The following is a 19,054-nucleotide window of genomic DNA, read 5'->3' on the forward strand; positions in this document are numbered from 1 at the left end:
TGGAGGATCGCGTTAGGTTTACGCCACTCGTCACCTCACTCTGTATCCATGGCGAACCTGACCCTGTCCCCCGCAGGACGCGCTGACGTCGCATCGACCGCGGCGTCGGCCCTGCCGATGTCGCGGCGCTCCACGACCGCTGTTTCGGTATCGAACCGCAGCATGCATCCCATTCCCAACGCGCGTCGTCTGTGGCTGGACGGCGTACCGCAGGACGAGCTTGACGCGCTCGCCACGGCGCTTGGCAAGGGCCCATTGGACGCCCATTTTTTCCTGACACTGGAATCGGGTTTCCACCGGACCGCGCTGGCTACGTCGATGGCACAGGAACTGGTGGACGACGCGCTGCCCGGGCTGCTTCCCACCCAGCTGCCGGAGGAGCAGCGTGCCGCGTGGCGAATCTGCCTGACCTCGCTGCTGACCGTGCCACGGGTGGACTGGGAAGTGCAGTGCGTCCCATTGCGTACGCTGCTGGCCGACGTCGTGGCAGCACGCAACTCACTGTTTCGGGCCATGCGTGATGCGCTGTACCGGCCGCTGGATGTTCCGCGCGCTGAATGGAACGCCACCCTCGACGCGCGGCGAGTGAACGCTGCACATGATGTGCGGGCGTCAGCGCTGGAGCTGCGGCCGCATTCCCCGGCACTGCAGTGGGAGATCGCCCGCAACCAGCTGTCTCAGTGGTTGCCGGCGCTGCCGTCCGCGCAGGTCGAACGTGCGCTGGCACGGGTGGCCGCCAGCGCTGCGGCAGCGGGCGATGTAATCGATGCGCGGGCCGCGCTGCCGGCCTTGTTTGACGTGCTGGACTTCGACCGGCGTCCACTGATCAGCGATGGGCAGCGTGCGACGTTGCTGGAGAGGCTGGATCATGCGGCGGGTGGCGCTGCTCCTCCGCTGCTGTGCACCGACGGCGGCAGCGGTGACCGCCTGGGGCAGTGGTTGCTGTCGGTGGCGCAGCGAGCGAGCGCGCCGCCACATCCTTCCACCGGACTGCGCCGCGCGCTGGCGGATGCGCTTCTGTACGTCGCGTCCCTGGCGCCAGGCCGGCAGCCACTCCTGTCCCGCGATGCGGTTGCGTCACCGGCGCCGATCAACACACCCGGCACTGTGCGCGCTGCAGACGATGTTGAAGGCGTGCCGCTGCCGATGGCCTCCGGCGCGGCGCGGCACGGCGGGCACGGCATGCTGGCCGCGGCCGCTGGGCTGGTTGGCAGCGGGGTGGGCCTGGTAGCGCTGGGATGGCACCTGGCATTCAGCGACTCGCGGCCCGCAGTGCCTGTGCCTTCACCCACGCCTGCATCGCCCCGGCGCGTAGCGCATGCCGTGGCGCTACTGGACGAGATCATCGACCGCGAAGCCGGCGGGTCGATCTGGCACGCGCTCTGGCATCGGGTACACGGCGTACCGTACCCGGACATGGCAGGGTTGACCGCACAGGTCGCCGAACTGCTCGAGGGCAACCACGTCGCGCGCGAGGTGATCGCTGCATTGGCGCCGCCAACACCGACAGACGCCTTGGAGACGCGGCATCGCATGCGTCGATCCATCGCAACCCCCTCGCTGATCGGCCACAGCGAAACCGTTCTGGATGCCAGCGAACGCAGCCAGCTGGATGACGTCAGCCGGGTGCTGGTGGACGTGGCGCGGCAGGCGCCGCCGCCGGATCCTGAGCCTGCCATTCCGCTGCCCGGATTGGACCTGGCGCTGACCCGCTCGCGGATGCTGACCTGGGTGCAGTCGATGGGACGCAATGCCAGCGAACAGCATCATCGCCTGCGCACAGCCTGGCGCCAGGTGGTGGCGTCCGAGCACAGCCTGGTCCTGGCTTACGCCGAGCTGCCCCACCTCGACCGTGACCTGACGCAGCTGGTGACGGCGGACCTGCGCAGCGTGACCGGCAAGGAGATCGACCCCACCCAGATCTACCTCAATACCTTCCAGACCAGCGAGACCTGGCCGCAATGGGAGGCCCGACAGTTGCGCCCGCCGGGGGCAACCTTCCGCAGCCAGCACCGGCTGGTACCGCCCGACCAGCGCGTGCGCAGCGGGCTGGTCAGTGCGCACACGCTGGTGGCTGCGGCACTGCTGCCGGTCCCGCCCGACAGGAAGTACGCCGGTCTGTATTACCGGGGGGTGCCGGAGATCTATTTCCCGGTGCAGGAGTGTCGAGAGCTGACCCTCGACCAGTTTTCCCGTGCGGTGGACGGCCGCGATTACCTCGGTGCGTTCGGGCGCCGCCATTACGCATGCCTGGAAGAGGCCTGGCATGGACGACCCGTTGCCGGTTCGTCGCGCTTTGTCACTGCCATCGGCCGCCGCCTGGCAGGTGCAGCGGTCCTGCTCAACGCGGCCGGCCAGCTCAGCGACCCGGCGGCGGCCGCGATCAAGGCGCTGGTCGATTTCCCGACCCGATTCAACGTGGCAGAAGCGGGCGACGGCCGCGCGCTGGCCCTGCCGGGCTGGCAGGTCGATGTGCACGCATTGGCCGCCAACGCGTCCGGCCACGTGGTGCCCCTGCACGGCGTGCTGCTGGTCACCGCCGTGGCCGGCGAGCTGCAGCCGGCGCCGGTCACGCTGCTGGTCAGCACCACGCGTACGCCACTCATCGAGGCGTTCGATTCCGCTGCCGAGGCGATGCAGCAGCTCGCCACCGAAGTGCCGCACCAGCTTCCGCTGCGGGTGGCGGTGAACCAACACGCGCGCTGGCAGGATGGCGTTCTGCCGGTGATGCCCGCCTATGTGATTGATGGCGACTTCCGCTGGGCGTTGTTCCTGCAGGCACTCGAGCTGCGGCATGCGCAGTTGAGCGCTACGGGCCTGCCCTCGCGGGCACAGCTGCGCCAGGCGTTCAATGCACTGGACGCAGAACTTGCCTCGCCCTACCTGCCCATTCCGGTACCGGTGTTGGCCGCCGCCGGCGAGCTGGCGGCGCTGGATGCTGTCGGCCTGGCGGCGCGAAGCTCCGCTCATTGGCTGGCGCGGTTCCCGCCGGGCACTCCGGGCGCGCTGCAGAACGCCGGCATGGACGGCGCGCGCTGGCTCCATGCGCTGAGTGTAGGGCGCAGCCTGGTCGAGCGCGCCTACCCGTTGCTGGTGCCGTTCGTGCAGCAGCGGCTGGACGATGAAATCATGCGCCGTCACCGCACCGCGTTCGACAGCAGCTGCTGCTTCGTCGTGTCGTTCAAGGATGGACATGCCGGCGAGCAGACCTACAGCGGCTGGGTGCACAACCGCGCGCAGAAGAAGGCCGCCGCCAGTTTCGCCGAATGCGCGATGACCCGCGCGGCCGGGTTCGACGACCCGCCCGGGCGCCTGCTGGGCCTGTACACCAGCAGTGACAGCGCGCTGTTCGACGAGAACAACGAAGTGGTGGGGCTGGAGGCATCGCAGCTGCTTTCGATCGCACGTGAACTGGACGTGCAGGGTGATTACCTGCGTGCGCTGGACCAGTTCTGGCAACGCCATCAAACCGATGTGCTGGCCACCCTGCGCGGCGGCTACCTGTACGGCTGCGCCCAGCAGCATGCCGACGGATCGCTGTCCACGCGCGGCGCGCACCTGGCCCTGGGGGTCTTCGGCACCATGACGGCAGCCCAGTCGCAGGACCCGCGCTACACGCCCGTGCCGCGCAGCGGCATGCGCACCGGCTGGTTGCAGATCCACGGCATTGCCTCGACGGTCCTGCATATTGGCGACGCGGATGGCCCGGAAGTGCTGCTGTACTTCCCCAACGACCGACACCGCTTCCATGAGTTCGCCAGCGATGCGGACATGTTGGGCTGGATCGAACGCGCCGCCGCCACCGACATCGGACGGAAATGGCTGGAGACGGCGTTCGACCTGGCCGACCTGCAGGACGGCTGGATCTCCAACGGCGTGCATACGGCGTTGGGTGACGGGGCGCAGGCGATGTTCGGGCATGGCGGTGCGGTGCTTCCGATCGAAGGCGAAACCTCGCGGGCGCTGATGGCGCGGCTGCAGCAACGCGCGCGTCGCGATGCGCAGACCCTGATGACGTCACCGTGGGAAGCGTTCCGACGGACGTGGATGCCACGCCTGGAACGCTGCCAGGAAGCGATGGGCCTGGTCGCCCTCGTGCTCCCCGAGGTGCTGCCGGTCGTGGCATTGTTGTCAGCCGCGGAACTGGGCGTGGGCGTGCAGCAGGCCGTAGGCGGCAATACCGCAGCCCAGCGTCGCGACGGTGCCGGTGCTGCGCTGTTCGGCGCGTTCGGCGTGGCACTTTCGGCCCCCTTGGGGACGGCGCGCTTGGCAGGGCTTGCCGCGCGCGATGGAGCGCGGTTGCAACCGGCCATACAGGCGCCCTCGTGGGAGCGTGTGGTCGACCCGCTTGAGCACCTGGCGGAGCGGTATGCGCGGCCAGTGTCGCTGTCAGGCTCGCGCGCGGCCGACAACGGCGTGCACGACTACCTGGGAGGCAAGTACATCGAGCAGGGCGGGCACGCCTATCAGGTGGCGTTCGACCGGTCGCACGGCACCTGGCGCCTGCAGAACCCGGCGCCGGGAAACTTCTACCACCAGCCGGTGCGCCTGAATGCCGACGGCGCGTGGGAGCCACATAGCGACGTCGGGCTGCGCGGTGGCGCGCCCAACAGCGGCTCGCGCAGGCGCCAGCAGTGGGTGGACCGCAGCTACCGTGGGTCGTTGAACTCGCTGGTTGAGCGCTCGGTGTCGCGCTCGGTGGACAGCAGTTCGCAGGACTTTGCCTGGGGCCAGGAGAACTGGGGACGGGTGACCACGCCAACGAACGCCGACACGGTGTCGCTGGAGCGCATGAAGGAACTGTTCGTGTCGGGCAATCTCGACCCGGTGCAGCAGGGCGCGCTGTCGGTGATCATCGAGCGGCTGGACAACACCCTGCGCGCCGAGCGTTACATCGTGGTCAACGAGGTGGTACACGACTCGGTCTACATTGCCGGGGGCGAATTCGTTCCCGCATCCCAGACGCTGCTCGGCGAGGACATGGGCATTGCCGCGTCCGGCATGTGCACCGGGTTGTCGCGGATCATGGTCACCGCGATGGGGCAGGGCGAAGAAATGCATGTGCTCAACCAGCTGCGCAGGGCCATCCGCGAGCCGGGTAGCGCCCACGCCGGGGTGGTGCGTGCCCTGATCCGCGACGCCCAGGGTGCGGCGTTGCAGCCGGGTTCGGTCTCGGCCGCCTCGCTGATCGGGATCGACGAATTGGCCGATTTCCTGTCGAAGGTCGCCCGCAGCAGCCAGTTCATCCTCAACGGCGCCAGGCACAGCATGGCCCTGGCGGTGGACGTGCTTGCCAACGGGCAGCGGGAGTACAAGCTTCTGGATCCGAATTTCGGCCTCATGGTGTTCAAGCGACGGTCCAAACTGGACCGCTGGATGAACAACCTGTTCGGCTCGCGCTATTTCAGCCGACTGTCGGGCGGCGCGACCGGCAGCAAGGCCGATGAAACCCTGGCCGAAATGTACGGCGCGGTGCCTGTGCCAGGGACGGCGCGCATGCAGTTCCACCTTCGCCAGGTCGACACCGAACGCATGAAGGCCCAGGCCGCCGCACGCGGCTGGACCGCCCTGTTCGAGCATGTCCGCTGACCCCCGGCCCCCATTGCCGCCCGGGGCAGGTAAAATTGTCCCGGACCCTGTACCCCGAGCCTTCCATGACCTGCCGCACCCGCTTTGCCCCCAGTCCCACCGGCTACCTGCACATCGGCGGCGCCCGCACCGCGCTGTACTGCTGGCTGGAAGCGCGCCACCGTGGCGGCGAGTTTGTGCTGCGCATCGAAGACACGGACCGCGAGCGCAGCACCCAGGGCGCCATCGACGCGATCCTGGAGGCGATGGACTGGCTGGGCCTGGGCTATGACGAAGGCCCGATCTACCAGACCCAGCGCGTGGCCCGTTACAAGGAAGTGGCCGAGCAGCTGGTCGCCGACGGCAAGGCGTACTACGCCTACGAAACCCGCGAAGAGCTCGACGCGATGCGCGAAGCGGCGATGGCGCGCCAGGAAAAGCCGCGCTACAACGGCGCCGCGCGCGAGCTGGGCCTGCCGTACCGTGACGACCCGAACCGGGTGATCCGCTTCAAGAACCCGCAGGAAGGCACGGTCGTGTTCGACGACCTGATCAAGGGCCGCATCGAGATCGCCAACAGCGAGCTCGACGACATGGTGATCTTCCGTCCGGACGGCTTCCCCACCTACAACTTCGCGGTGGTGGTGGACGACTGGGACATGCGCATTTCCGAAGTGATCCGCGGCGACGACCACATCAACAACACCCCGCGCCAGATCAACCTGTACGAAGGCATTGGCGCTCCGGTGCCGAAGTTCGGGCACATGCCGATGATCCTGGACGAGCAGGGCGCCAAGCTGTCCAAGCGCACCGGCGCGGCCGACGTGATGCAGTACAAGGACGCCGGTTACCTGCCCGACGCGCTGCTCAGCTACCTGGCCCGCCTGGGCTGGTCGCACGGCGACCAGGAGCTGTTCAGCCGCCAGGAGCTGATCGACCTGTTCGACGTGACCCACTGCAACTCCAAGGCCTCGCGCCTGGACATGGCCAAGCTGGGCTGGGTCAACCAGCACTTCCTGAAGAGCGAAGACCCGGCCAGCATCGCCCCGCACCTGGTTTACCAGCTGAATAAGCTGGGCCTGGACCTGACTGCCGGCCCGGCCCCGGCCGACGTGGTGGTGGCGCTGCGCGACCGCGTGCAGACCCTGAAGGAAATGGCCGAAAAGTCCGTGGTCTGGTACCAGCCGCTGGTCGAATACGACGACGCCGCGGTGGCCAAGCACTTCAAGCCGGGCGCCGAACTGGCGCTGGGCAAGACCCGCGAGCTGCTGGCGGGGCTGGGCGAGTGGACCTTGGACGGCGTGGCGGTGGCCCTGCATGACGTCGCAACGGCGCTGGAGATCGGCATGGGCAAGGTGGCGCAGCCGCTGCGCGTGGCCATCACCGGCACCCAGGTCAGCCCGGATATTTCGCAGACCGTGTTCCTGGCCGGGCGTGAAGAGGCCTTGAAACGCATCGACGTCGCACTTACTAAAGTACCGACCGCCTGACGCCAGGAGACCGCGCATGTCCGCCAAGACCGCTTGTACCGCCCCCCATCACCACGTTCACGATGCCTCGGACTTCGTGAAGGTGGTGGAGCGCGTGTGCACGGAACGCGGACTGCGGCTGACGCCGATCCGCGCCAACGTGCTGCGCCTGATCGCCGAGGCCGGCAAGCCGGTCAAGGCGTATGAGCTGCTGGAGTGGGTGCGCAGCGGCAAGGGCGTGGGCGCCGACGCCCCGCCCACCGTGTACCGCGCGCTGGACTTCCTGATGGCCAATGGCTTCGTGCACAAGCTCGAGTCGGTGAACGCCTTCGTGGCCTGCCACCACCCGAGCAGCGCCCAGCACTCGGTGCCGTTCCTGATCTGCAACAGCTGCCACAGCGCAGTGGAGCTGGAAGACCGCGACATCGTCAGCCAGCTGGAGAAGCGCGCCAAGGAGCTGGGGTTCCAGCCGCAGGCACAGACCCTGGAAGTGCATGGTCTCTGCGCCCGCTGCGCGGGCTAGGACACGCATGGCGTGTCCCTACGCGGTTCGCCGCATCGCCTGATCTGGACACGCATGGCGTGTCCCTACGCAACGCCCGCGTAGTGACACGCCATGCATGTCATCGCGGTGCCGGATCATCGCAGTGCCCGAATCATCGCGACGCGTCGGCGGTATTGACCCGAACCACCACCGACATCCCCGGCCGCAACCGCTCTACCAATTTCTGATCCGGATCAATCGCAATCCGAATCGGCAATCGCTGCACCACCTTGGTGAAATTGCCGCTGGCATTGTCCGGCCGCAGCACGCTGAATTCCGACCCGGTCGCGGGCGCGATCTGTTCCACATGTCCGGTCATCCGCTCCCCATCAAACGCATCCACGGAAAACGACGCCGGCTGGCCAATCCGCATGCGCCAGGTCTGGCCTTCCTTGAAGTTCGCCACCACCCAGAGCGTGTCCGGCACCAGGAACAACAGCTGCGAGCCGGCGGTAACGTACTGGCCCAGGCGCACCGAGGCTTCGCTGACCTGACCGTCGCGCGGTGCGTGGATCACCGTATTGGCGAGGTCGATACGCGCCAGTTCCAGCTGCGCCTTCGCCGTTTCCACGCCCGCTTCCAGCCCTTTTCGCGCGACCTGGGTGGAGGTCAGGGTTTCTTCGGCAATCCGGATCTGCGCCTGCGACTGCTGCACGGACGACTGCGCGGCCTGCGCGCTGGTACGGAACTTGTCGCGGTCGTTGAGCGCCACCAGTTGCTGGTCGGCCAGCTGTTCGTAACGCTTGAGCTCACTGCGCGAGCGCGAGAGCTCGGATTGACCGGCCGACAGATTGGCCTTGGCCGCCCCGATCTGCGCCCGGTTCTGCGCCTGGGCCTGGTCGGAGTTGGCCAGCGCCGCCAGCGCGCTGTCGACGTTGGCCTGCGCCTGCGCCACCTTTTCCTTGTAGATGAGGTCGTCGATGCGCACCAGCGCCTCGCCCTGCTTCACGTGCTGGAAGTCCTTGACCAGCACCTCGGTGACATACCCATTGACCTGCGGCGCCAGCACCGTGATCTGCCCGCGCACATAGGCGTTGTCGGTGCTCACCCAGGTGCTGTTGAACGGCCACAGCGACCACGCGCGCAGGATCAGCGCGATGCCGATCAGCGCCACCACGATCATCACCACCACCGCGCGCGCGCTCGGCTTGAGGTACTTCGGCGCGCCGCCGCCGCTGGGGGCGGCCGCGGCGGCCGGGGCCGGCGCGGCGTCGGTGGGCGGTGGCGGGTTGACGTCGTCGGGGGCGTCGTCGCGCGGGGGCGTGCTGGACATGGGGAACTCAGGGCGAAGGGGAAAGGACAGGGCGCGGGTGGCGCTTGCGCCACTGCTTGAGCACGGCGGTGCGCACCGACAACAGCAGCAGCCAGCCGAGGAAGCAGAGCGCAACGCGCCCGCTGAGCGAGAACACGTCATTGAAGCCGCGCACGTTGGCTTCGCGGCGGGTCACCTGGGCCAGCTGCGCGGTGCCCTGCGCGCTGCGCTGCACCGGGTCGGTGATCTGCGCGGTGTACACCTGCTGCTGCAGCTTCAGGCGTTGCGCAACGACGTTGTCGGCCGGGTCGAGCTGGCTGACCAGCGCGCTGGAATAGACCTGCTCGCGGTGGACCTGGTAGGTGCCGAGCAGCGCTGAGCCGGCCAGCCCGCCCAGGGTCTGGGTGATCGAGACCGTGACCAGGAAGGTGATCATGTGGTCGGTGCCCTGTTTCAGCGCCTGGGTGATGCCGAGCATGATCAGCGGGCCCATGAACATGCCCGAGCCCATGGCCGCCAGGAACTGGCTCAGGAAGAAGTCGTGCGGGCGGTCCTGGCTGGTGCGGCTCTGGTCGAGCAGGGCGGCGCTGCCCAGCAGCAGGATCGCCATCAGCAGCTGCGCGATGATCCGCTTCGGGCCAAACGTCAACGAACTGGTCGCGATGCCGGTGATCACTCCGGCCAGAATGACCGCGAACAACGGTCGCATCTGGTCAGGCCCCATGCCGAGCTGGCGCATCAGTCCGACCACGCCGAACGATTGCTCGGTGGTCAGGAAGCGCAGCAGGAACGCGCCGAGGATGAAGTGCAGCATCGGCAAGGTGGCCAGCCAGCGGATCTGCAGCAGCGGATTGCGTCGATAGTGCTCCACCACCAGCCCGGCGGTGCCCAGTGTGATCGAGGCAATCAACGCCCAACCCAGCCACGGCGTGTCGAGCCACCAGCGCAGGGTGCCCTGTGCGAGCACCACCACAAGCAGCGCAACCGCAGGGGCAAGCAGCGCGAAGCTGACGAAATCCATCGGCTCGAATACCTTGATCTGTGCACCGGGCGGCAGCTTCAGCATGACCACCGCCGCGAACGCACATAGCGCCAGCCCGGCTTCGAACAGATAAAGGTTATGCCACTGGCCGGTGTCGATCAGGCCGGGCGAGACCAGCCAGGCAATCGGCACCGCCATCTGCGAAATGCCGACGCCGATCACCAGCAGGTTGCCGGTGAAGCGACGTGGCAAAGACTGCAGCATGTACAACGTGCCGAGTGTGCTGCAGGCCGCGCCGGCAAAGCCGCTCGCCGCGCGCATCATCATGGTGGTTTCGAAACTGCCCACGAACAGGTGCAGCACCGCCAGCGCGGCGTACAGCCCCAGGCCGATCTCGGCAAACAGGCGGATGCCGTACTGCTGGCGGAACTTGAAGGCGAGCAGGTTGGCGGTGACGTTGACCATCGCATAGGCCGCCACCAGCCAGCTGCCCTGGGTAGGGGTGAGCCCGAGCTGACCCTGCAGGAACGGCAGGTTGGCGGTGACCAGCGCGCTGCCCAGGCCGCCGGTGATACCGACCAGCAGCGACACCAGCGCATAGGCCAGGCGGCGGTGCGGCGGATGCCAGGGCATTGAAGCGGAGCCGGGCAGGGTCGGCTTTTCGTGTTCCTCCCAGTCGGGAATCGGCTTGAGGTACTCGGGCATCAGCCGCTCCCGTCGACCTGCCCGCCCAGCCCTCCACGCAGCAGCTGCAGGGCGCGCGTGGCAAGCCGTGCGCGTTCGTCCTTGGTCTTGCCGCGCAGCGCCGCGCCGAGCATGCTGGAGATCAGCGAGATGTCGGCCGCCTGCAGGTCCGGGCGGCACAGGCCGGCATCGATCGCGCGCTGGATCGGCACTTTGAGCAGGGCGTGCACGGTCTGCCGCGCAGCCTTGATGCTGGGTTCGTCCGGATCCACCGCACGCCAGTAGTCAGCCAGCGCCGGCGAATGCACCAGCCGTGAGGCCATGCCCTGCAGCACTTCGAACAGTACGTCGTCGCGGTCGCCCAAGGTCTCGACCTGCCGCGCGATTTTGGCCACGGTGCGATCCAGCAGCGCTTCGATCAGGGCGGTGCGGTCGGGAAAGTTGCGGTAAAGCGTGGCGCGCCCGACCTGTGCCTTTTCCACCACCAGGTCAAGCGGTGCGGTGACGCCATGCTGGCCGAACACCGCATCGGCGGCATCCAGGATGAGGGCGCGGCGGGCAGCCGCATCGGCACGTTGACTTTGCATGGGCTATTTTCGGACAGGAATGTCCGTAATGGAAGCCGGGGCAGGCGTTACCGGTATAAGGCGGCTGGGGATGGTCAACGAGGCGTGAATTCAGGACAACAAAAAACGGGGGCCTCGCGGCCCCCGAAGATCAGGCATGACCCCAGCGGGAATCAGAAGTACGCGCGGATGCCAAAGGCGACACCACGGCCCGGCAGCGGCGAGTAGTCGCGCAGCAGCGAGGTGTGGGCACGGGCCTCGCGGTTGGTCAGGTTGTTGCCGTCCAGGAACACCTCGTAGCTGTTGCTGTCGCTGCGGTCCCAGCGGTAGGCGAAGTGCGCGTCGACCAGGGTGTAGCCGGCGCTCGGTTCTTCGTTCTGGGCGGTGTCCTTCTGGCTGCTGTAACGCACCGCGCCCACCGAGGCGCGCCAGCCGTCACGCGACCAGCGCAGGTCGGCACCGACGCGGGCCGGGGCGATGCGCGGCAGGTAGCCGCTGTTGGCCAGGTCCACGGTGTAGTTGTGGTCGTGGTCGCCATGCGGCACGGCGATGTCGACCGTGCGGCTGCCGCTGCCATCCAGTTCGGCCTTCACGTAGTCGCCGAACACGCGCAGGTCCCAGTCGCCGCTGTTGCCTTCGAACAGGTGCACCAGCGCTTCGGCCTCGGCGCCCTTGAAGGTGGCGTCCTGCTGCGTCCACAGGCGCACGGGCAGGCTTTCAACCACGCCGGTATCGGCCAGGTAGATGAAGTCCTTGAACTTGGTCTGGTAGATCGACGCAGAGAAGTCCAGGCGGTCGCTGTGGGTGTGGATGCCCAGCTCCACGCGCTGGCCGCGCTCGGTCTTCAGGTTGGCGTCGCCGATTTCCAGCGAGCGGGTGGCGATGTGCGCACCGGCGGCGTACAGCTCTTCGTTGGTGGGGGCACGCTCGGAGCCGTCCACGCCAAAGCGCAGGTCGACCGCATCGTTGAGCTTCCAGATACCCGCTGCCGACAGGTTGGTGGCGTCGAAGGTGCGCGCGCGGTAGTCGCCGGTGGGGTCCAGCTTGACCTGGTCGTGGCGGCCGCCGAGTTCCAGCTTGAACGGACCGAACTGCTTTTCCTGCAGCACGAACACGCCAAGGTTGCGGGTGCCGGTGTCGGGCACGAACGCTTCTTCCCCCTTGGCGCCGAAGTCGCTGTTGCCGAACTGCAGGCCGAACGCGCCGTCCCAGCCGCCGATCTGCTGCTGCACCGCTTCCAGACGGCCTTCGATGCCGCGGTTGGTGAAGCGGGTGGAGGGCGTGCCGGCTTTGAGTTCGACGTGTTCGTAATCGGTGTAGGCGGTGCGCAGGTTGATGTTCTTCAGGAACGAGACCGGGTTGTAGATGCCGCCCTTGGCTTCGAAGCGGTTCTGCACCATGTCGATGCGCACGTCGTGCTCGTCGCCTTCTTCCTCTTCGTCGCCATGGTCGTGATCGTGGTCATGGTCGTCGTCGGCGTGCACGTGGGCGCCGTTGGGAATGCCGTAATTGGTGCGGTAGGTGCTGGCCGAGGCACCGAAGAAGCCGCCTTCGCCGAGCCAGGTCGCGCCAACGCCGCCGGCGCGGGTGCGGATCGAGCTGTTGTCCAGGGTGCCGCGACGCGGTTCGTCGGTGTCGCCTTCTTCGTGGTCGTGGCCGCTGTGGTCTTCCAGGCCGTCGATCACGGCGTAACCGGGAATGCGGTAATCGTCGCCGTTGCGCACCAGGCCGTCGACATGCAGCACCCAGTTGCCGTTGACGCCGTCGAGCCGGAACATGCCGCTGCGCTCGTCGTTGACCGAGTTGCCACGCAGTTCAGCGCGGCCGCTGAGCGGTCGGTCGGGCAGGTCGCGGGCGATGCGGCCGTCCACCACGTTCACTGCACCACCGATGGCGCCGCTGCCGAACAGCAGGGTGGCCGGGCCCTTGAGCACTTCGATCTGGTCGGCCAGGAACGGTTCGATGCTGGTGGCATGGTCGGCGCTGACGGTGGAGGCATCCATGTTGCCCATGCCGTTGGAGAGAACGGCCACGCGCGGGCCTTCCTGGCCGCGGATGATCGGGCGGCCGACGCCGGGGCCGAAGAAGGTGCTCTGTACGCCGGGCAGCTTGGCCACGGTGTCGCCGAGGGTGCCGGCCTTCTGTTCATCCAGGCGTTCGCCGGCGAGCACGTCGACCGGACGTGCCAGCGATTCGGCATCGCCCTGCAGCGGGGTAGCGGTGACCTTGACCGCAGACAGCTCGGTCAGGTGGTGGTCACGTTCGCCGGCATCGTCGGCGGCCGTGGCCAGGGAGGGAACCAGGGCCACGGCGAGGGCCAGGGAGAGGGCGTGCGGCGTGAGGGAGCGGGAAGAACGCATGGTCAAAGGGTCCGTCAGTCAAATGTTATAACGTATCAAACATGGGGCGCGCCGATCCCCGGAGAAGTGGGGGGTGGAGGCAGGAAACGACAGGGGAGGGAGTGCGCGTCGGGATTGATGTTATATTATTCCATATCGTTTCGCCGCCCTGCTGGAAGTCATGCCCCTGCTCTCGCGCCTCCGCCATCTGCTGGATCGTTTCGGTTCCACCGCCTCGCTGCTGTGTGCGGTGCACTGTGCGGTGCTGCCCGTACTTCTCGCCGCGGCGCCGTCGCTGGGGCTGTCGGTGTGGCTGGGTGATGAGGTGGAGCTGGCGCTGGTCAGCTTCGTGTCCCTGCTGGGTCTGTTCAGCCTGGTGTGGGGCTACCGCCGCCACGGGGCGCTGCGCGCGCTGGGCTTCCTGATCCCGGGCCTGACCGCGCTGTGGGCGGGCCTGCTGTACGGCCCGCTGCATCATGCGCCGGTGCCGCACGCGGTGGTGATGACGCTGGGCGGGGTGCTGGTGGGCGTGGCCCATCTGGTCAACCTGCGCTTGAACCACGGGCACGTCCACGACGCGAGCTGTGCGCACTGAGGGGCTGTGATAGTCTTCTTGATCGTGCGCGGGGGCGTCTGAGAGACGGGCCCGCCGAACCCGTGCCAGCACGGGGTAATCAGAATTCAGACTTAAGGAGTTGACGACATGGGTAAGGGTGACCGCAAGACCGCCAAGGGCAAGCGCTACAACGCCAGCTACGGCAATTCGCGCTCGCATGTGGTGAGCAAGGTGGCCGTGGGCGCAGCTGCGCCGGTCGCCAAGAAGACCGTGGCCAAGGCCCCGGCGAAGAAGGCCGTGGCCAAGAAGGCTGTTGCCAAGGCTGGCTGAGTCTCGCCAAACGCCTGAAGAAAAAACGCGGCGCATTGCGCCGCGTTTTTTTTGTGCGCGAACAGCAGCGTTGCAAACCGGCACCGGGCGGCCCAAGCCAGGGAAACCGCGCACCCCAGGGTTGTTCGCCCAAATGCGTGAAGCCGGGCGCAGCCCGGCACCAGGTGATCGCCCGCAATCATGGGCGCCGGCCGGCGTTACCGCAGTGCCGGCAGCAACGTTTCCGGGTTGCCGTCGTTCGGCGCGGCAGGAATACCCAGCAGGCGCGTCGTCAGTGGATAGACGTCGACGTTGTCGAATGCAGGAAGCGTTACGCCCTGCTTGAACGAAGGGCCGTGCGCGATGAACACCGCGCGCATCGAGGGCAGGGCGTTGTCGTAGCCGTGCGAGCCGCGGTCGCCCGGTTCGCGCTTGGCCAGACGTTCGCGCTTCAGCGCGTTCCAGCCTTCGTGCATCTGGCAGATGATCGGCGGGATGCGTGGATTGGAGCCGTATTCCCAGCGTGCCGGCAGCGTCTGCCGCGTCCAGCAGTCGTAGGTGGCGTGCTTGCCCAGCAGAATCTTTTCGGCCGCGGCCTGCTTTCCCGGCATTGGCGCAAAACCTATCGACTGGCCCGTGGAAATGTTCGTGGCGATCGTCGGATCCACCATGTCTTCCACCGCGATGGTCTGGCCATCGGGCACCTGCGCCATGCCGTGGTCGGACAGCACGATCACGTTCGTGTCGGTGTCCAGTCGACGCGCAGCAAGGCCGTCCAGCAGGCGGCCGATCGCCGCGTCCACCGCCACGATCGCGGCCGCATATTCCTGCGAATCCGGGCCGTAGTGATGCCCGGCCTTGTCCACCTGTTCCATGTACAGCGTGACCAGGCGCGGCGCGTCCTTGTCGGTCTGCGACAGCCAGCCCAGCACCTGGTCGACCCGATCGTCCAGTGGCACGTCGGCGTTGTACACCCGCCACTGGCTGGGGCGCACGCCCTGGATCGCAGCCTCGCTGCCCGGCCACGACCACGTCGCGCTGCGCACCCCGGCCTTCTCCGCGCCTACCCAGATCGGTTCGCCGCCCCACCAGCGCGAATCGGTCACGGCTGCGGGCAGGTTCACCTGGAACCGGCCCAGGCCGTCTTCCTGCATGCTGTTGTGGATGATGCCGTGGTGGTTCGGGCGCAGCCCGGTCACCAGGGTGTAGTGGTTCGGGAAGGTCAGCGACGGGTAGGACGGGGTCATCCACCGTGCGCGGACGCCGTCCTGCGCGATCCGCGACAGGTTGGGCGTGATGCCCTTGTCCAGCATGTCCGCGCGCAGGCCGTCGATCGACACCAGCAGCAGTTTCGGCGCGTGCGCGGCGACCGGGGTGCCTGCACCGGCAGCCGCGGCCGGCGGGGTGGGCGGGGCGCTGGCACAGCTGGTCAACGCGAGGGCGGCGGCAAGCGCCAGCGAAAGGCGGACGGAAATCATCCGCCCATCATAGTTCCCCGCAGTGACGCAGCGAAGACAACCAATGGCACGGTCAGGCGAACAGCGGCTGCGTGCGCGACTCCAGTTCCAGCAGCGCCGCCTTGGTTTCCAGCCCGCCGCCGAACCCGGTGAGTGCACCGCTGCTGCCGATCACGCGGTGGCAAGGCAGCACGATCGGCAAAGGATTGCGCCCGTTGGCGGCGCCAACCGCGCGGCTGGCGGTGGGGTGGCCGATATGGCGCGCCAGCTGCACGTAACTCCACGTCTCACCGAATGGAATGTCGGCCAGCGCCTTCCATACCCGCAGCTGGAACGCCGTACCATGCGGCGCCAGCGGCAGCGCGAAGCCGCTGCGCTCGCCGCGCAGGTACTGCAGCAGTTGCGTGCGCGCCTCGCGCATCGCGTTCGCATCGCGCTGCCATTGCGCGCGGCCCTTGGCGTCGTAGCGGTTGTTCTCGAACAGGATGTGGTGGATGCCCTGGCTGTCGCCGGCCACGGTGAGCGCGCCGATCGGACTGTCGAAGGTGTCGTAGAGCAGGTTCATGCGGTTACTCCGAAGCGGACGTGGCCAGATGCCACAGGTGCAGTACGGCGTAGGCACGCCAGGGTCGCCAGGCCTGCGAACGGGCCTCGGTGGCGCGTTCGCTCAGGCGGGTGTCGCCGCCGAGCACCTGCTGCAGCACCAGGTCGCCGGCGGGGAAGGCATCGGGCAGCGCAAGCGCGCGCAGCGCGATGTAGTGCGCGGTCCACGGCCCGATCCCGGGCAGCGCCACGCAGCGTTCGATGAAACTGTCCAGGCGCTGGCCGGCATGGAAATCCAGGCGGCCTTCGGCGACCGCCGTGGCCACCGCGCGCACCGTGGCCGCACGCGTGCGCGGCAGGCCGATGCCTTCCAGCGGCGCCTCGGCCAGCTGCGCCGGGCTCGGGAACTGCCGGTCCAGGCCCTCGGGCATTCCCTCCAGCGGGGTGCCGAAGCGGTCGACCACCCGACGCGCCAGGGTGATCGCCGCGGCGACGCTGACCTGCTGGCCGAGCACCGCGCGCACCGCCACTTCAAACCCGTCCCAGCCCCCCGGCACGCGCAGTCCCGGGCGCTGCGCGATGCCGCGCGCCAGCAGCGGGTCCTGCGCCAGGGTGGCGTGCACGATGCGCAGATCGGCATCGAGGTCGAAGATGCGCCGCACCCGGCGCACGATGCCCGGAATCGCGCGCGGGTCGACCTGGCCCAGCTGCAGCAGGAGTTCGGGCCGGCGCGGATCGGCGGTCACGCGGATCACCGAGGGGCGCTCGACTGGCCCGATCACGCGCTGGTAGCTGTTGTCATCGATCTGCTCGATGCCCGGAATGCAGCGCCGGCGCAGGAACCCGAGCATCGCACTGAAATCCAGCGGTGGCCGGTAGCCCAGGCGCAGCGTAAGCGCGCCGTCGGCGAGCGTGCCGCGCTGGCGGCGGATCGCGGTGGGCGGCATGCCGCAGCCTTCCACGAACGCGGCGTTGAAGCGGCGCAGGCTGTTGTAGCCGGCGGCCATGGCCACGTCGGTGACCGGCAGCGCGGTTTCGGTCAGCAGCTGCTTGGCCAGCAGCAGCCGCCGGGTGGCATGGATCTGCGCCGGAGCGGCGCCGAGCCGGGCCACGAACAGGCGCTGCAGCTGTCGCGCGCTCAGGCCCAGCCGAGCGGCCAGGTCGCCGACCGCGGCGTCCTGCAGGTAGCCGTCGTGGATCAGGGCGAGCGCGCGCTGCAGGGTTTCGTTGCTCAGCGCGTCCTGCGCTTCCGGGGCCAGCTCCGGGCGGCAGCGCAGGCAGGGCCGGAAGCCGGCCGCGGCGGCTGCGGCGGCGGTGGGGTAGTAATCCACGTTGGCCGGTTTCGGCGCCGGTGCCGGGCAGACCGGGCGGCAGTAGATCCCGGTGCTGCGCACGGCGGTGAAGAATACCCCGTCGAAGCGCGCATCGCGGGCCAGGCGAGCGCTTTCGCAGGCGGCGTAGTCCAGGGGCAGGGCGGCGTTCATGGGGCCAGCATAGGCCCAGAGACCCACCGCCGCTCGCCATTTTCGGACACCTATGCGGGGGATTCAGGGCAGGTTGCAGCGCAGCGCCCCGGCGGAACTAGACTGTGGGTCCACGTGCCGCATCCGGCACGCCAGTAATCGGGATCCGGGGATTCATGGTGTTCAAGTCGTGCGCGGTGTCACTGCTCCTTTGCCTGGGGCTGGCTGCCTGCAGCCAGCTGGAAAACCCGGGCAACGTCACTGCGGCCGACAAGGCCGTGCGCGCGCAGACTGGCGACGGCGACCACATGGTGTCGTTCAACGCCGCCGATGCACCGCCGGCACCCGCGCCGCCGCCCAAGCGCGGCGAACAGGGCTGGCCCGAAGTAGCACTGGACAACGGCAAGGCCTGGATCAGCTGCGACACCGAATATGCCGACGCGGCCGGTGATGGCGCGCCACTGGAAGCGCTGGACCGCGCCAGCCTGGAGGCGGCCATCGGCCCCTGCGTCGAACGCGGCCTGCTGCGCCTGCGCTACGCCGGCAAGATCAATCCCGGCTTCACCGAACTGGTGGCGCGCGTGGCGCTGGTGGCCGAGGCGCAGCATGTGTCGCGGCGCATCCTTGACCTGGATTCCAGCGGCGGGCAGGTGGAAGCGGCGATCGTCGCCGGCGACCGCATCGGCGAGTCGAACTGGACCATCTGGGTACGCGAAGGCTCGGTCTGCCACAGTGCCTGCGTGTTCGTGCTGGCCGCCGGCGACAACCGGCTGGTGTCGGGCAAGGTCGGCATCCACCGCATGATGCGGATCAGCTCCAAGGCGACCTCGCGCGCCGAACTCAACCGCGAGCTCCACGAGGTCTACGACAACGTCAAGGATTACCTGCAGCGCAACGGGGTGGCGGTGGGCGTGGCCGACCTGATGATGACCGTGCCCAACCGCAGCCTGCGCCTGCTCAGCAGCGACGAGCTGCGCCAGTTCGGCCTGGACGGCACCAACGCGGTGCAGGACGACCTGGAACGTATCAAGCAGATGCGCAAGTGCGGCGACGATTTCGTGCGCCGCAAGGACGCGTTCCTGGTGGCGTTCGACCAGGACTGCAAGCGCGAGGGCAGCGAGCTGGAGACGATCACCCGGTGCGGCCAGACCCTCAAGCAGCGCTACGGCTTTCCGGATGCGACCTGCCCGGATGAAAGTCCGTTGTCGGAAATCGATGTATCGATCCTGCTGCCGCCCAGCGACAAGCCGCGCGACGCGGTCGCCGAGCGTACCGCCAGCGATGCCGAGCAGCCGGCGTCGGAGGCGGCCGAACGCAACTGA

Annotated in this window: 13 protein-coding genes; 6 read left to right on the forward strand and 7 right to left on the reverse strand. The window is 68.1% G+C overall.

Going from position 1 to position 19,054, the window contains the following annotated elements:
- Positions 1–162 precede the first annotated feature (162 nt).
- From PDM28_RS06140 to PDM28_RS06150, 3 genes are all read left to right on the forward strand, one after another.
- The gene (locus tag PDM28_RS06140) at positions 163–5,589 is read left to right on the forward strand and encodes a dermonecrotic toxin domain-containing protein (RefSeq protein ID WP_311184183.1); all 5,427 of its coding nucleotides are present in this window, start codon (positions 163–165) and stop codon (positions 5,587–5,589) included.
- A gap of 65 nt (positions 5,590–5,654) precedes the next feature.
- Positions 5,655–7,058, forward strand: a complete 1,404-nt coding sequence (gene gltX, locus PDM28_RS06145) for a glutamate--tRNA ligase (RefSeq protein ID WP_311184184.1) — start codon at positions 5,655–5,657, stop codon at positions 7,056–7,058.
- 16 nt (positions 7,059–7,074) lie between these two features.
- On the forward strand, positions 7,075–7,560 hold the full coding sequence (locus PDM28_RS06150; RefSeq protein WP_068850345.1) for a Fur family transcriptional regulator: 486 nt from the start codon (positions 7,075–7,077) through the stop codon (positions 7,558–7,560).
- Between the two features lie 133 nt (positions 7,561–7,693).
- On the opposite strand, the gene PDM28_RS06155 is transcribed toward PDM28_RS06150, so the two are convergent.
- The 4 genes from PDM28_RS06155 to PDM28_RS06170 form a co-directional block, all read right to left on the reverse strand.
- A complete protein-coding gene (locus tag PDM28_RS06155; RefSeq protein WP_311184186.1) occupies positions 7,694–8,854 on the reverse strand; it encodes an HlyD family secretion protein in 1,161 nt (386 codons plus the stop codon).
- A gap of 7 nt (positions 8,855–8,861) precedes the next feature.
- Positions 8,862–10,523 (reverse strand): MFS transporter, encoded by a 1,662-nt coding sequence (locus tag PDM28_RS06160; protein WP_311184656.1) that lies wholly within the window; start codon positions 10,521–10,523, stop codon positions 8,862–8,864.
- The gene (locus PDM28_RS06165; protein WP_102946787.1) at positions 10,520–11,086 is read right to left on the reverse strand and encodes a TetR/AcrR family transcriptional regulator; all 567 of its coding nucleotides are present in this window, start codon (positions 11,084–11,086) and stop codon (positions 10,520–10,522) included. Before PDM28_RS06165 ends, PDM28_RS06160 begins: the two co-directional genes overlap by 4 nt.
- 152 nt (positions 11,087–11,238) lie before the next feature.
- A complete protein-coding gene (locus tag PDM28_RS06170; protein WP_425507639.1) occupies positions 11,239–13,425 on the reverse strand; it encodes a TonB-dependent receptor in 2,187 nt (728 codons plus the stop codon).
- Between the two features lie 160 nt (positions 13,426–13,585).
- Here PDM28_RS06170 and PDM28_RS06175 point away from each other — a divergent pair, with 160 nt between their 5' ends.
- On the forward strand, positions 13,586–13,999 hold the full coding sequence (locus tag PDM28_RS06175) for a MerC domain-containing protein (RefSeq protein WP_311184188.1): 414 nt from the start codon (positions 13,586–13,588) through the stop codon (positions 13,997–13,999).
- A gap of 108 nt (positions 14,000–14,107) precedes the next feature.
- A complete protein-coding gene (locus tag PDM28_RS06180; RefSeq protein ID WP_070208646.1) occupies positions 14,108–14,290 on the forward strand; it encodes a 30S ribosomal protein THX in 183 nt (60 codons plus the stop codon).
- Positions 14,291–14,487: 197 nt separating this feature from the next.
- Here the strand turns inward: PDM28_RS06180 and PDM28_RS06185 are convergent, their stop codons facing one another.
- From PDM28_RS06185 to PDM28_RS06195, 3 genes are read right to left on the reverse strand one after another with little or no spacing between them, the layout of a single operon-like run.
- Positions 14,488–15,747: an alkaline phosphatase family protein gene (locus tag PDM28_RS06185; RefSeq protein ID WP_311184189.1), complete on the reverse strand. Its 1,260-nt coding sequence runs from the start codon at positions 15,745–15,747 to the stop codon at positions 14,488–14,490.
- A 52-nt stretch (positions 15,748–15,799) separates the two neighbouring features.
- Positions 15,800–16,291 (reverse strand): methylated-DNA--[protein]-cysteine S-methyltransferase, encoded by a 492-nt coding sequence (locus PDM28_RS06190; RefSeq protein WP_102946722.1) that lies wholly within the window; start codon positions 16,289–16,291, stop codon positions 15,800–15,802.
- Positions 16,292–16,295: 4 nt separating this feature from the next.
- Positions 16,296–17,753: an AlkA N-terminal domain-containing protein gene (locus PDM28_RS06195; protein ID WP_311184190.1), complete on the reverse strand. Its 1,458-nt coding sequence runs from the start codon at positions 17,751–17,753 to the stop codon at positions 16,296–16,298.
- 158 nt (positions 17,754–17,911) lie between these two features.
- On the opposite strand from PDM28_RS06195, the gene PDM28_RS06200 reads away from it, so the two are divergent.
- Positions 17,912–19,054, forward strand: a complete 1,143-nt coding sequence (locus PDM28_RS06200) for a COG3904 family protein (protein ID WP_311184657.1) — start codon at positions 17,912–17,914, stop codon at positions 19,052–19,054.

The organism is Stenotrophomonas aracearum (assembly GCF_031834615.1).
Taxonomy (GTDB): domain Bacteria; phylum Pseudomonadota; class Gammaproteobacteria; order Xanthomonadales; family Xanthomonadaceae; genus Stenotrophomonas; species Stenotrophomonas aracearum.